The following is a 15,039-nucleotide window of genomic DNA, read 5'->3' as shown; positions in this document are numbered from 1 at the left end:
CCCTCGCTTTTGAATGGACTTCAAAAAATCGGTAAGTTCTTCACCGCTTTGGAATTGTTTAAAAAAATCGTCGTTTAAAAAATCTGCTTTGTTCATCGTGTATAAAAATTTAAAGTTAATAAAAAAACTATCGAGGGTTGCAACCCTCGATAGTTTAAACTTTACACACTTTGTGAGATACTACTTTGATAATTTATAAAACGGGACATCTTGAAAATGCCCCGTTTTATTTTTATTCTGATATTACAATTCTGGGTTCTTCAGCCTTGCTTCCTTAGGGAAAGGAACGGTATATCTCGCATCGCTTTGCTCTAATTTAAAGGTTTCCCCACCAAAAATGTGTGTAATTTCAGGTTGATTGGTTCGTCTTAAATCTTGCCAACGCAAACCTTCAAACGAAAGCTCTCTCGCTCTTTCATTAAGTAATTCCGTGTAATAATCGGTATCAGACAAACCGTTTATTTTGTTTTTAAAATTAGCCAACCCCACAGCGTTGTATCTTTTTTCAGCTAATGAGATAAGCGTTGCTTTAGACTCGGGTACTTTATCTAGCATCGCCTGTGCTTCTGCCTTTATCAAAAGAACTTCTGCCACACGGAATGTGCATTTATACGCACTAGAACCTGCATTATATTTTAAAGTTTGCCAATTGCTTCCGTTTTGTTTAAAATACTTAGAAAAACGAAGGTCATTAGTTTTATCAAATAAAGCAATATGCTCATTACTCGCTCTGGAGAAAGAGTAGGTACTCGGCACTACTGGCAAATCAAGGTTCATAATAGATTCCGTAGAAGTATAACTGCTAGGTAAAACGCTGAAATTATTAAAATCCTCCAAATTAGAATTCAAAGCCAGTGCTTGGTTTGCTTCCTTTAAAGCATTAGCCCAATCTTTTCTATACTGATACACTCTAGCTTTAAACGCGTGTAAAGCCGTGGTTGTGAATCTGTAATTAAGCCCAGCAGAAAACTTATCTTGATTTAGTAGCTGTTCCGAAGTGGCTATATCCGAAAATATTTGATTATAAACCGCATCTAAAGTAGCTTTAGGAAAACTGCCTTCCAAATTAACTTCCGTTACCAAAGGAACGGCTAATGTAGAACCATTGCTTCCGTTATAAGCTGGAGCATAAATTCCGATAAGTTCAAAGTAAACATAAGCTCTCAAAGCATAAGCTTCCCCTAATATTTGGTTGGTATTTTCATTTTTACCAACATATTTATAAGCATTTTCTATAATATAATTGGTGTAGAAAATAGTTTCGTATAAAGATGCATAAGGCACTTCGGTAGAACCTGGCGTGGCATTCGCTTCTCCCCAAGTGAATATCGCTTTCAAATATTCGGAAGAGTTGGCTGCCTTTACCTCATCAGATTTAAGATTGAGCAATGCTTTGTGTTGAGGGTAAATTTGATACGCTCTCGTAAGCAAAGCTCTAAAATCTTCCTCTGTCTGTGGTACTACTTTCCCTGTAGGTACTATATCTAAATATCTTTCGCAAGAAACCACACCCAAAGATAGCGAGGTTGCGATGAATAAAGTTTTTATTGTTGATTTCATTTTATTAAATTATTAAGTTAAATTAAAACCCTACATTAAGACCAAATACGAGGGCTTTCTGTATAGGTTGTGCATAGATGTTACCGTAGGTTTCTGGGTCAAAGAAGTTTTTGTGTCCATTACTGAAGACTAATAAATTTCTTCCTTCCAAAGATAATCTCATAGACTTTATCCCTGCACCTTTTAGTAAATCCGCTGGTAAGTTGTACCCTAATCTTATATTATTGATTCTGATGAAGCTCATCTCTTTAGCCCATAAATCAAAATAGTTGTAAGAATTTGTTGGGTCCCAATTAGCAAACCAACCATAAACCACCTCTTGCCCAGGCACGGTATCTGCCCCAATAATTCTTGGCAAAGTAGATGAAGTGTTGTTAGGCGTCCAAGCATTTAGAATATCCGCAGAAGCATTAAGCCCTCTATCTATAGCCGTAAAGTTGTACGGAGCTCTACCCAATACCGTTTGTTTAATATTGAAAGATGCCGCAATATTTAAATCCCAATTACCTATATTGAAAGTATTGGTAATCCCTCCAAAGTATTTAGGGTCTCTGTCTCCTAGATAACTAAACCAATTTTTCATTTGGTCTTGAGAATACTCACTCGCCACATAGCCTATTCCCCAAGGGTCTGATATTTTGTAGAAGTCCACAGCAGACACTACATTTCCGCTCTTATCATAGAATAACGGAAGTCCATTAGCATCAAGACCTGCCGTTTTAATACCGAAAACTGCATTTACAGGATAGCCTTTCCCCGAAGGTAAGAAAGTATATCTACCATCATTTACCTCATCAATATTACTTCTATTCGCGGAAATATTGAAGGTAGTTGTCCATTTGAATTTATCGGTATTGATGTTATTAGTTATGAGTGAAAATTCAAAACCTCTATTCGTTAGACTTGCCCAATTGACATTAGACAAAGAGAAACCTGTCTCTAACGGAAGTTCTTTAACTCCCATAATATCAGTTCCCTTTCTCTCGTATAAATCTAAAGTGAAATTAACTCGGTTGTTCCATAATCCAAAGTCTAATCCCACATCTTTAGTGGCTGTTCTTTCCCATCTTAAAAGTGGGTTCGGAGCTCCATCGTGTACTATGGTAGTTTCCGCAGTATTTAAAATTCTAGTGTTACCATAAGTACCTCTGAAATAAGGCGAAGTACCTCTATCAATATTTCCTTGAAGACCATACGACCCTCTTAGCTTAAACATACTAATGGTAGCGTTGTCTTTTAGGAAGTTTTCATTCTTAACATTCCACGCCACCGAAGCTGCCCAGATAGGGTTCCATCTCTTGTTGGTTTCTGCACCAAAGAAGTTAGTCCCGTCATATCTCACACTACCAAAGAAAGTATATTTTTTAGCATAAGTGTATGATAAAGTCCCAAAGAAAGAGGCAAAAGAGTTTTCTACTTCGGTATCTCTATTAGGAATATAGATTGGCGAAGTAGCTTGGCTATCTGGTAAATTTACAGGAACCGATGTTTTAGTCCTTGGATTGTAGCCATACATTTGGCTCATCATATCGTAGTATCTGGTTTTTCTGATTTCAGACCCTGCCAATACATTCAAATCGTGATTGCCAAATCTAGGGCTATATTCTAGTATATTTCTGAAGTTATATTCAAAATCATTAGAGTTGGTTCTTTGGAAATAATCTCCATTCGGTAAAAACGAAGTATTGGTAGACGACTGGATACTTTCTGCTATTCGTCTTCTCATAAGGTAAGTTTCTGCCGAAGCATAACGTTCAGTTTCGCCTGTACCTATCAATAATCCAAATTGAGAGCGGTATTCTAAACCTTTAATGATTTTATAATTAACATCTAAAATAGTTCTTAACGATTTATTCGCTAATGAATATCTGGTATTCTCTCTTTCCTCTATATAGTTGTACGGAATTCTAGTATCATTACCCGAAAAGCTTTCCACATAGTTTATATCTCGGTCGTAGATATAATTTCCGTTAGCATCTCTAGGTGCTAAGTAAGGATTAGCGGTTCTGGAGTAATAAGTAGGCGTAGTGTAGCTCCCCGAATCCGACAAAAACGAAGTCTGTTTAGTGGAAGTTCCGAATATAGATAAGCCTAAATTAAGCTTATCGCTTACCTTATAATTATTTTTTAGGGTAAGGTTAAATCTATTAAATCCTGAACCTATCACGGTAGATTTTTCGTCGTAATATCCAAAAGAAGCATAGTAGCTGTAATTATCTAAACCACCTGTGATACTCACGGCTTGTTGCTGATTAACCACATTTCTATAAAGCAAATTGCCCCAATTGGTATTGGTATTTCTAAGCTCATTGATTTGCTTTTGCGAAAGAGGACTAAGTGCCGAGAAGCCTCCATTTCTAAAAGAATCCCAGTCGTTATTAGCAGTTAAAATTCTAGACACCGCTCCATTATCTTTTCTATAATTGTCTAGGTCGGCTCTTTCCGCCATCATCAATTCCATATCTACTTTTTGAGAGGCATTCATCAGATTAAGTCTAGAGAAATCTGGTCTTAAGCTCACAAAAGTATTTGATGAAAAATTGATGCTCATTCTTCCTTTTTTACCACTTTTAGTAGTTACCAAAATAACCCCATTGGCTGCCCTAGCACCATAAATAGCGGTTGCTGACGCATCTTTAAGCACCGTAATATCTTCTATATCTTCTGGGTTGAACCCTGCGATAGAATAATTTTTAAGCTCATTGATGTCTTGTCCCACATTGTAGGCAGGAGCTTGGTTTCCTTCTAGGGGCATTCCGTCCACCACCCAAAGTGGGTCTGTAGAACCCGAAAGCGATGCCGTACCTCTCACACGCACAGGAGCTATCTGCCCAGGTGCTCCAGAGGCTGGTGTAATCATTACCCCTGCTACTTTACCTTGTAGCATTTGATCCACAGAGGCGGTGGCTTTTTGTTCAATAGCCTTCATTTTTACTACACCTACAGAAGAGGTTAGTTTACTTTTTTCAATCTTTTGAAAACCTGTTAAAACCACTTCTTCTATCTTTCTCTCTTTATTTTGAACCGTATCGGTTATGGTATTCTGTGCGAAGAATACCCCTGGCAAAAGAGTTAATAGTAATTTTGTTTTCATATATCTTGTTTTTTATCAATTTCAGTTATTACCCAATGCTTTATTTAATCTTACCATCATATCTTGATAATGACTTTGCGTATCGTTATCGGCTTTGTTCATTGCTTTTGAGATGATTGCTCGTACCTTTATCAGCTCCGCTCTTTTGGCAGAACCTACTTCCGACAATCGTTTCATTCCATCAAAATAAAATTCTAAATTCCGTTCGTCTGCTTTATCCAAATGATTATGACCACAAGCATAATCGCACATCATTGGCATTGGACTAAAGATGCCCTTTTCCGTTTTCTCGTACATTCTCTGCGTGTCTATAATGAGGGCATCTATGTAGTTTTTTTGCGTCATTCTTTCAGCGATGTTCAAAGGCTGTTTTTTAATTGATTTACTAAAAATAAATTCTCTTAAATCGTTGAACAGTTCGGCTACCGTCATCACTTTTTGATGATTAAGAAACTCAAATTCTAATATTCTTAGGAGCTTATTATCATTCATAAGCCCGTACAAAATAGCGGCTTGTTTCTCTCTAAACACATTGTACGGCGACTGATCCACCAGTCCTTTAGGTGTGTTTTTAGCTGGACGGATTTTTTGGTTCAATGGAGATAAAAATAACCATTCTGGCAAAGTCAGTATGTGTTTTTTTATAAACACCAAAGCCTCTTTTTGTGTTTCGTATGGTACAGGTATATAAGAACTCTGCTGGTTGCCCTTAACGGTAGGATTAAGGTAAATCCCTCCAATATTAGCCAACACGTGATTGTTATAAACATACCATTGGTTAATCACTTGGTTGTAAAAAGACTTCGCTTCGTTGTAGTTTTCTCCATTTTTGGTACTCCATTCTATGAGGTTTGGTAGGGTTTTCTTTAGATTGATGATGCCATACTCCCCTGCTTTCATCGCATTATCGCCCAAGTCTTCTGCTTGCGAGCGAGGATCTACCGTCTCCTCTTGTTGTGCTCCGTAGAAATAGAGTGGGTCTCCTTGATGTTTCTCTATCCATTTTTGCGTGATTGGCAATTCTTCTTGAGGCGTCTTTTTACCCGTCCAACGGTAACCCCAGTTAATGGCAAACTCATCATAAACTCCTATTTTTGGAGTGATTTGTTTCACGCCATCACCCTCTTGTGCCACATAGTTAAATCTAGCATAGTCCATAATAGAAGGAGCTGTACCTCCCATTTTCTCCGTAAATTCAGGTGAACGCAAAGACTCTACTGGGAATGCAAACGAAGACCCCATATTATGTTTAAGCCCAAAGGTATGCCCTACCTCGTGAGAGGACACGAACCGAATAGCATTCGCCATCTTATCGTTTGGGAATTTATTTCCTCTCACCTGTGGGTCTATAATTCCTGTTTGAACTCTCATCCAAGACTGTAGCAAAGTCATCACATTGTGCCACCATATAATATCAGACTCCAAGATTTCCCCCGTTCTAGGGTCTACTACCGATGGGCCCATAGCATTCGCCATAGAAGAGGCTGCATAAGTGATTACGGAGTAGCGAACATCATCTACATCAAACTCTTTATCATTAGGGTCTGGCAATTTCGCTGAAATTACATTTTTGAACCCTGCCTTTTCAAATGCTTTATTCCAATCGTGTACTCCATCTATAATGGCTTGTTGCCATTGTTTCGGTGTAGCTGGGTCTATATAATAAACAATCGGTTTTTTAGGCTCTACCAATTCTCCTCTAAGGTATCTTACTTCGTCTTCCGCTTTAGGTTCTAATCGCCATCTAGTAATGAGTTCTCTCTGTTCTACCTTTTGCTGACTATCTGTAAAGTACATCTTAGGCGTCGTAAAATACCCTACCCTATCGTCCGAAAAACGCCCTACCATAGGCTCTGGCAATAGCACAATATTAGTGGTAGTCCCCACCGTTAAATCGGCTTTTTCGGCAGAAGTTTTCCCCTCTGAAATTTGGGTACTGAAATAAGACTTTACCACCACATTATTAGGAAAAGCCTTTACCTCGTCTATGTAAGAATCTTTGGTTCTTACGCTTCCCCCCATACCGATATTATCAAACAGATTGTTAAAACTTTTGGCGTTTCCGTCAAAGACATTATTTACCTGAATTACCGCTGTGGAGTCTTTTCCTAGAGTTTTAATTTCAAAACCTTCCACTATAGACTCTCCGTAATTATCCTTTACCGAAGCCGAAATATTATCTTGTGGATTAACGGTAATTTGCGGGTCAAAAGTTTTTACCCACACCTTTTTATTGGTAGTGTCTTTATAAAATCTGATGATTTTATTCTCATAGTTCATCCCCTTGTTAATCCCAGCATTATTGATGGGAGCGGGTACAGACGATATTTTATTTACGATGAGTAGGTCTTTCCCTAGCACTTCGTTAGGAATTTCAAAATAAATCTTATCCTTTACTCTATGTATTTTGAGTAGCCCTTGTTTGGTTTCTGCTCCTTTCAATAACTTTTCGTAAGACTCAAAGCCCTCATTTTTTTTAGAATCTTCTTTCTCTGTTTTCACAGAATCTTTTGACGAGACTTTGCTTTGAGCAAAAGCTATATTTGGATACAAAAACAACCACGCAGAACAACCTAAAATCTTTAAATTCATAAACCAATATTCTATTTTCATTAAAAAAGAAAGCAAATTTAGCTTTTTATATACTTTTTAGAATGATTTTCTCACAAACAGATACCAAAAACAGACAAAAATCATATTACTACAACAAGTAAAAAGAACTCAAAAAAATATTGATGAAATAAAAAAGCGACCGGTTATGTATAACCAGTCGCTCACTATAAATCTGTAGACCCACAGGGATTTTAACCTTATATACCTTAGAATATCATTAAATTTAAAAATATCTAAAAATCAATATTTTATTATTGGATTGAATTTTATAATATTTCAAAATATCATTTGTGTATCATAAAAAATGGCTGTAAATTTGGCTGTAAAATTTATAATGTGATTAATATCAAAAGAAAGATAAATATAGAGCTTGAAAAAAGAAAAAAAGATGGTATTTTAATTGATGAAAATGTGCCAATTTTTTTTCGAGTTACATATAACTCAAACCGAATCAATTTATTCTCTGGTTTTAGAATTGACAGAAAAGATTGGAATGAAAACCAATCATTGGTTAAGAATGGAAAAACAAATCCAAACGGTCTAACAGCAGAAGAAATTAATACTAACTTGAGTAATCTTATAAATGACATTCAAACTTTCTTTATTAAATGTCAAGTTGAGAATAATATTCCAGATAAATTAGAGTTGAAAGAATACTTTGCTCAGTGTAAAGATAGGGGAAATAAAAAGAAAAAAACAGTTATTCCAACAGAAGAAATACCAGAAAAATCTTTCTTTGAAGTATATGATCATTTTACAGATTATTCTGGGAAAGTGAATAATTGGACTTTAGATACTCACAAGAAATTTAATGCATTAAAAAATCACCTTTTATCTTTCAATAAAAACTTAACATTTGAAGATTTTAATTCAGAAGGACTTCCCAAACTACTTTCTTACTTTTCAAATACATTGAAACTAAATAATGTTACCACAAAAAAATATTTGAAAAATATAAAGTGGTTTTTAAGATTTGCTGTGAAATTCGGCTACTGTGATAATCTTTACTTTCAGCAATTTTCACCTAAAATAAAAACGACAGATAAAGTCATTATCTTTCTGTCTGAAGAAGAAATAAATGCTATTAGAAAATATAATATACCCACTACAAAAAAATATTTAGAAAGAGTAAGAGATGTTTTATTATTTACCTGCTTTACGGGATTGAGACATTCTGATGTTGAAAAGCTTAAAAAAGCTGATGTTAAAAATGGAAAACTATATATTGTTACTAAAAAAACATCTGATTCTATCGTGATTGAGCTTAATGATATTTCAAAAAGTATTTTAGAGAAATATGAAAATTTGGATGGAGATAAAGCATTACCAGTTATTTCAAACCAAAAAATGAATGAATATTTAAAGGAGCTGGGAAAACTAGCTGGAATTGACGAACCAATTAATCATACTTATTTTATTGGTAATAAGCGAAATGACGAATCTAAACCCAAATATGAATATTTTTCTTCTCACATAGGAAGAAGAACATTTATTTGTTTATGCATTTCAAAAGGTATCCCTATACAAGTTATTATGAAATGGACAGGGCATTCAGATTACCAATCTATGAAGCCTTATGTAGATGTTGTCGATGCAACTCGCGAAATTCAAATGCAAAAACTTAATATTTTATGAAACTAACAGAACATTTTGATTTATTGTTAAATCTTGAAGGAAAATTAAAAAAGAATGAACAGAAGGATTTAACAAAAGAGCTAATAGATGAACTTTTAAACTTCCCATTTTCAATAGAATGTATGGAGTTTAGCGAATTGTTTGAGCACATTCGTCCAAATTTAATTTATAAAAATTATTTAGCAGTAATACATAGACTTAAAACTACACTTTCCGATGAAAGATATGATTTAGACTCTAAAAAGATTTATGAAATTATTGATGGCATGTGTAGTTTACAAAAGCATAATTACAACTACCATTACAAAAATATATTACTTCCCAAAAGTAACAATTATCTTGAATTGAATGGGAGATTAGAATCATGGTGTATGAGATATGATGATTCATCTTTTGAAATGATAAATTTAAGAAATAAGCATTCCTTTGCTAAGCAGGAATACAAAAAAGAGAAGATAAAAAGTAAAGAATTCTATGATGATTGGAAAGATAAAGAAAAAAGCTTGTTTTATCTATTGAAATTTAATGTAAACTCTATCATAGAACGGTTAACGGATTTAGAAATACAGCTTTTAGAGCTTAATTTTTTTGAAAACTATACAGGAGAAATTTTTATAAACTTAGAAGCAATAAATGATTTATATAAAATTTTTGTAAAATTAAAGTTGGTAAAATACATCAATTTCTTGGATTTTGCTAATCAAATGGCAGGTAAAGAAATTCTGTGCCTTGAAAAGAATAAAGGCACGGATAAATATATTGCATATTCCATAAATAAAATTGGTGCAACTTTTATAAAAAAAGAATCATCTGAAAATTGGAAAAAAATAATGATTCACCATTTTGATATAAAAGATTATGAAAAGAAAATTAATCCATCTGATGATAATAAATCAGAAATACATAAGGAAATAGATGATATAATCTTAAAAGGACAGGCTGTACTTTTAAACTAAATTATACTTGTTAAATATCAAAAACCTGTAAAAATATGATGAAATAGATTCATAGAATCTATCTGAACTTCATCTTTACAAATTATTTTCTCAAGCATCTAAAAATCAACATATTAATTATGTTGATTTTTTTTATTTGAATTTTTATGAATTTCAATTTTGCATCAATTTTGCATCAACAAAACCAAAAAAATGAATAAAGAAGAATTATTAAACAAGCCTATATGGCAGATGACGGGTGAAGAGTTTTTGTTTCTCAATAAACAAGAAATCAAGGTGAATAATAATAAAAATTCATCAGTTAATACTAAGGAAACAAAACTCGTGTATGGAATACGAGGAATTGCAAATCTCTTCGATTGCTCAATTGCAACAGCTAATAGAATAAAGAAAAGTGGAGTAATAGATGATGCTATTTCTCAGAGAAATAGAACGATTGTGATCGATACAGAAAAAGCCTTGAAATTATTTAAAAATAATGAAAATGAAAAATAACCAATTATATCACATAGAAAAAGGAACCAATACTGTTTTCGACAAAACGCTTGAATACATCAATAATAAATATAATTTAAGGTTTAATACCATTTCGTTAGACTATGAAATTAAACTTAAAGAATACAATGATTGGAGCGTACTAAATCTTAATTCATTACTTATTGAACTAACTCGTGCGAGTATTAAGATTACACCACAGAAATTAGAAATTTTAATAAGAAGCGATTTTATTAAATCTTACAATCCAATCAAGGAATATTTTGAAAAATTGGAAGATTGGGACGGGAATGATTATATCAAAGAATTGACAAACTATATTGTTACCAACGACGATGATTTATTTCGTTATCACTTAGAAAAATGGTTATCAAGAGCTGTGAAATGTGCTTTAGAGCCCAATTACATCAACAAACAATGCTTGGTTTTATTTAGTCAAGTTCAAAATTTAGGAAAAACCACTTTTCTCCGATTTCTGATTCCTAAAGAGCTGAAGAATTATTATACCGAAGTCGTAACGGTAGATAAAGATGGACAAATTGCTATCACAAAGAATTTTATCATTAACGCTGATGAACTGGCGGTATTATCTAAATCAGATATTAATAGTCTAAAATCGCTTTTTTCAGCAACCAATATTAAAGTTAGGCTTCCTTATGCACGAAAAGCAGAAACTCAACGCCGAATCTGTTCTTTTTTAGGATCAACCAATAAATGTGATTTCCTAACTGATGAAACAGGAAGTGTAAGATGGATTGTTTTTGAAATTAAAAATATTGATTTCGGTTATAGTAAAGTTATAAATATTGACAAATTTTGGTCTCAAGTATACTACAACACCTATAAAAGAGAGGATTTCAAAGAAGAGTTTAGTCAGAATGATATTTTGGAAAATGAACTTCGAAATGAAAGATATTTCAATATTAGCCCAGAACAAGAAGTGATTATCAAACATTTTGAAAAATCCCAAAATCTAACAGATTTTCTTACAGCTTCCGATATTGTATTTGCGATGAATCACGCTTTAGGAACACAACTCAATCACATGAAAGTGGGAAAAGCACTCACAAAATTAAAATACGAAAGAATCAAACATCCAAAACTTCAAGTTTATGGCTATTTAATCAAACGGAAAATATAAAATTTTCAAAAACGCAAAAATAGCTTACCTGCTTACCAAGTTACCTAAATATTATTCTATCCTGAAACTGCTTATCAATTTTAGGTAAGAAGGTAGATAGGTAAGCTAAAAAATAACATTTCAAAAATTAAATCAACAACTAAACACAAAAAAATGAATTACAGACAAGCGAACGAAAATATCAGTATAAAGGAAGTACTGGAGAGTTTCTCTCTTTTCCCAAGCAAAGAACATCCGAAAACTGCTTATTATTATGCCATCAACCGACAAGAACGAACGCCAAGCCTTTTGGTTAATTATGTAAAGAATATTGCTTTTGATTTCGGTACAGGAAAACAATACGATGTCGTGTCCATTGTTCAAGATCTCAAACAATGCAGTGTTTCTGATGCCCTTGAATCTCTCAAGCGATTTGCTTTTTCTTTTCAAAAACAAAAAGAAGATTTAATCAACGGTAAACAGTAAAGCAAAACTTATCAAATTATAGAAATAAAGGACATTTCGCATCCAGCACTTTTAAAGTATTCGAAAGAAAGAAATCTAGAAAATCAGAACTAAAAGAAGTTCATTATCAAATTGAAGATAAAACTTACTTTGCAATTGCATTCAAAAACGATCCTAGAGGTTACGAAATTAGGAACAATATCTGAAGATAGCCTTGGGTAAAAAAAGATATTACTTCTGTTAAAAACAACCCCAATACAAACAGTTCTGAAACTTTAAAAATCTTTGAAGGCTTCAGCGATTATTTGTCCTATCTCACTCTCAAAAAAGATGTCCAAAATTTCTCATCAGAAACCTCCGATTATATCATTTTAAATTCCGTTTCAATGGTAGTTAAAATTGAACATTTACTGGAAAATTATCAAAGAATTGAGTTGTAGATAAAGCGGGAGATTTGCTCGTAGAAAAATTAAATACACTCCATTTAAATGTTATCGACCAAAGAAAACATTACAAATATTTTAAAGATTTGAATGACTATCTCATTTCGAAAAAACAAGAAATACAGATTTTGTATTAAAGGGAAAGGGACTTGTAAAATGTGACTGGAAATTTTATGCTTAGTCTTAGTGCAAAAAGTACGCAAAGTTTACCATAAGCATACTCAAATGGTAACTTTCCACTTTTTGGTTTCTCCTGTCGTCGAAACAGAATATAAGAATAGGGGTTTAAAAAATATAAAATCAAAATTCAAATCACGATTGAATATCACCAAAAAAATTAAACAAACCAAACTGAAATTTAATAAACATAAAAAAAACAATCTAAAATTACATCAGATGAAACAAGACTTTTTAACCCAATTTATTGTTAAAGCCAAAGAAGAACAAGAGAAGATTATTGCTCTAGAAAAAAGAAAAAAACATTTCCAGAGCATTGGAAGAAAAGGTGGATTGGCAAAGAAGAAATCAGCTCTTTTTTCAAAGATTATTTCTACAAAAGTAACCGAGAAAGAATATCTTAGAATTAAAGTAAAAGCAGAAAAACTTAATCTCAAACTTTCCAAATACGCAAGATTAGTTTTAACTGAACAAGAACTTAAAATCAATGAGTTTAAAACTGATGAAGTCTTACTCCAATATGGCAATCACTTTATTAGAATCTCCAATTTACTTAGAAATAGAGAATGGAATGAGTTTGAAAATAAGAAAAAAATTCTGAATGAAATTCAAACGGTCACTCAATTAATCAGAGAATGTCTTTATCGGAAAATCATTGAAAATGAACAACTCAGCAACCACAAGAAGGATTAGTAAAATTGCTATTGAGTATAATGGAAATGATAAAGGCACTGCAGAAATGGTGTATTCCCACAACCTATTGTCTGACAATCCAGAACTTCAATTCCAAGAAATGAGAGCTATTTCTGAAAGACATTTTAAAATTAAGAATTGGGCATTGACGGGTTATATCTCTCCCGAAAGAACCAAAGACAACGAAATATCCAATAAAAAACTCATTGAACTTACTTTAAATGCCTTAAAGAAAGTGGGAGTTACAGATGATAATCAGATAAGATTAGATATTCATAACTCTACCAAGCATAAACATATCCATTTTGTCGTAAATCGTATCAACACAAGTGGTATTAATACTATTGAAGCTCACAAAATCGGTGAACGCTTTGGAAAAGCAGTAAGGGAAGTTTGTAAAGAAATGAAATTGAAAACCGATGTGGAAATTGGAAAGGAAAAGAAAGCTCAAATGCTAAAAGATTTGAGAGAGGTTTTAAAAACTGCAAAATCTTTTAATGAATTGAAAGAACTAATGAATCAGAAAGCCTATAGAGTCAATTTATCAGAAAATAAGAAAGTGGGAGTATCAGGAATGCGTATTGTAAAACATTCCGATATTAATACCAAAACCCCAAAAGAGTATCCAGCAGGATATAAACTTTCAGAGATAACAAATGATCTTAAAATTAAAGATATCAAGGAAATTCTTAATCGAAATTTAGAAAGTTATTACAATGTAAAAACAAATCTAAATCAAACCACAAAGGCAAGTTGGAAATCTGAAAAATCGGTATTTCAAACAGTCGAAGATACGGTTAAAGAATTTCTTTCTCCAACGATTATATCTCCAGAAGAGGATTGGTTTAAAAAGAAAAAGAGAAGAAAATAAAGCCCCATCATTGTAAATTAAAAATAATGCAAAATACAAACAACGAACAAACCTCAAATCCAAACCTAGACGATGGCTTAGAGTTATTGAAAAAAGTTATTCAATCAAATGAAGAAAATGTAGAAATGGGAATAAGACTAAATAGAAAGATTGAGGCTCTCAACAATACTGTTGACAAATTAGAATACACTATAAGAGTAGCCAACGATAATATCAAATTATTGGAAGTAATAAAAGATAATTTTTTTGAGCATTTCAGACAACTCATAGAAACAATGCCTAGAAGTATCGATACTCATTTGTCCAGACAATCCTTTACGAAAATAGATGAACTTTACAAAGAACTGAAGAAGACTAATAAAAATAAGAACTATGGTAAGAAGCTGATGTTATTTACATTATCAATATTCGCGTTATCTGTATTGTTAGTGTTTCTGTGTTTTTATTTTTCAAAACAATGGTATGATACGAGCATCCAAACTAAAATGGAAATTAGGACGGAATTACTCCAAGAAATTAAGAATGACAAAAAAGAAATTTATAATCAAAAAGATGTTGAGCAACTTCAATATAATACCGAACTTATTAACAAGTGGATGAAGAAAAACCCGAAAGATGCTGAAAAATTCTTAAAATTTAAGGATGGATACGAAGCGAGATAATTTTTGAAGTGTATATAATTTGAATTAGTCAAAACTTAATCTGATCGTTACTTGTAACACCTAACTATCAGACACTATCCCGTAAAGTGTGTAAGTTAAAATTACCGAGGGTTTAACTTTTTTAAAGTTGAACCCTTTGTTCAAAAATAGTTAAAAATTGATTTAAAATCAAGCCCCAATTATGAATAGGTTTCGACCATTTCTTAGTAGCTTCTCTTAAAGCCAAGAAAGTTGATTTCATAACCGCCTCATCTG

General features: G+C 32.9%; 11 protein-coding genes and 1 pseudogene. 8 read left to right on the top strand and 4 right to left on the bottom strand.

Annotation, left to right across the window (positions count from 1 at the left end; all coding sequences use genetic code 11):
* Window positions 1-243: 243 nt before the first annotated feature.
* From GXW81_RS10250 to GXW81_RS10240, 3 genes are read right to left on the bottom strand one after another with little or no spacing between them, the layout of a single operon-like run.
* The gene (locus GXW81_RS10250; protein ID WP_161532225.1) at window positions 244-1,560 is read right to left on the bottom strand and encodes a RagB/SusD family nutrient uptake outer membrane protein; all 1,317 of its coding nucleotides are present in this window, start codon (window positions 1,558-1,560) and stop codon (window positions 244-246) included.
* Between the two features lie 22 nt (window positions 1,561-1,582).
* Window positions 1,583-4,654 (bottom strand): SusC/RagA family TonB-linked outer membrane protein, encoded by a 3,072-nt coding sequence (locus tag GXW81_RS10245; RefSeq protein ID WP_161532224.1) that lies wholly within the window; start codon window positions 4,652-4,654, stop codon window positions 1,583-1,585.
* 21 nt (window positions 4,655-4,675) lie between these two features.
* Window positions 4,676-7,267 (bottom strand): zinc-dependent metalloprotease, encoded by a 2,592-nt coding sequence (locus GXW81_RS10240; RefSeq protein ID WP_161532223.1) that lies wholly within the window; start codon window positions 7,265-7,267, stop codon window positions 4,676-4,678.
* A 336-nt stretch (window positions 7,268-7,603) separates the two neighbouring features.
* On the opposite strand from GXW81_RS10240, the gene GXW81_RS10235 reads away from it, so the two are divergent.
* The 8 genes from GXW81_RS10235 (at window position 7,604) to GXW81_RS10200 (ending at window position 14,784) form a co-directional block, all read left to right on the top strand.
* On the top strand, window positions 7,604-8,902 hold the full coding sequence (locus GXW81_RS10235; RefSeq protein ID WP_260393598.1) for a site-specific integrase: 1,299 nt from the start codon (window positions 7,604-7,606) through the stop codon (window positions 8,900-8,902).
* Window positions 8,899-9,858 (top strand): hypothetical protein, encoded by a 960-nt coding sequence (locus GXW81_RS10230; RefSeq protein ID WP_161532222.1) that lies wholly within the window; start codon window positions 8,899-8,901, stop codon window positions 9,856-9,858. The genes GXW81_RS10235 and GXW81_RS10230 overlap by 4 nt, the downstream gene beginning before the upstream one ends.
* A 192-nt stretch (window positions 9,859-10,050) precedes the next feature.
* A complete protein-coding gene (locus tag GXW81_RS10225) occupies window positions 10,051-10,353 on the top strand; it encodes a DUF3853 family protein (RefSeq protein WP_002663667.1) in 303 nt (100 codons plus the stop codon).
* A complete protein-coding gene (locus GXW81_RS10220; protein WP_161532221.1) occupies window positions 10,343-11,494 on the top strand; it encodes a VapE domain-containing protein in 1,152 nt (383 codons plus the stop codon). The genes GXW81_RS10225 and GXW81_RS10220 overlap by 11 nt, the downstream gene beginning before the upstream one ends.
* Before the next feature lie 153 nt (window positions 11,495-11,647).
* Window positions 11,648-11,959: a hypothetical protein gene (locus tag GXW81_RS10600; RefSeq protein WP_260393597.1), complete on the top strand. Its 312-nt coding sequence runs from the start codon at window positions 11,648-11,650 to the stop codon at window positions 11,957-11,959.
* A gap of 818 nt (window positions 11,960-12,777) precedes the next feature.
* On the top strand, window positions 12,778-13,251 hold the full coding sequence (locus GXW81_RS10210) for a plasmid mobilization protein (protein ID WP_161532220.1): 474 nt from the start codon (window positions 12,778-12,780) through the stop codon (window positions 13,249-13,251).
* On the top strand, window positions 13,220-14,122 hold the full coding sequence (locus tag GXW81_RS10205; RefSeq protein WP_161532219.1) for a relaxase/mobilization nuclease domain-containing protein: 903 nt from the start codon (window positions 13,220-13,222) through the stop codon (window positions 14,120-14,122). The genes GXW81_RS10210 and GXW81_RS10205 overlap by 32 nt, the downstream gene beginning before the upstream one ends.
* A 26-nt stretch (window positions 14,123-14,148) precedes the next feature.
* On the top strand, window positions 14,149-14,784 hold the full coding sequence (locus tag GXW81_RS10200; RefSeq protein ID WP_161532218.1) for a hypothetical protein: 636 nt from the start codon (window positions 14,149-14,151) through the stop codon (window positions 14,782-14,784).
* A 121-nt stretch (window positions 14,785-14,905) separates the two neighbouring features.
* Here the strand turns inward: GXW81_RS10200 and GXW81_RS10595 are convergent.
* Window positions 14,906-15,039, bottom strand: a pseudogene (locus tag GXW81_RS10595) (IS256 family transposase); the annotation flags it as partial.

This window comes from Riemerella anatipestifer (assembly GCF_009932355.1).
In the GTDB taxonomy this organism is placed as follows: Bacteria; Bacteroidota; Bacteroidia; order Flavobacteriales; family Weeksellaceae; genus Riemerella; species Riemerella anatipestifer_E.
Note: the sequence above shows the minus strand (reverse complement) of the source record. Positions and strands in the feature narration are given on the sequence as shown.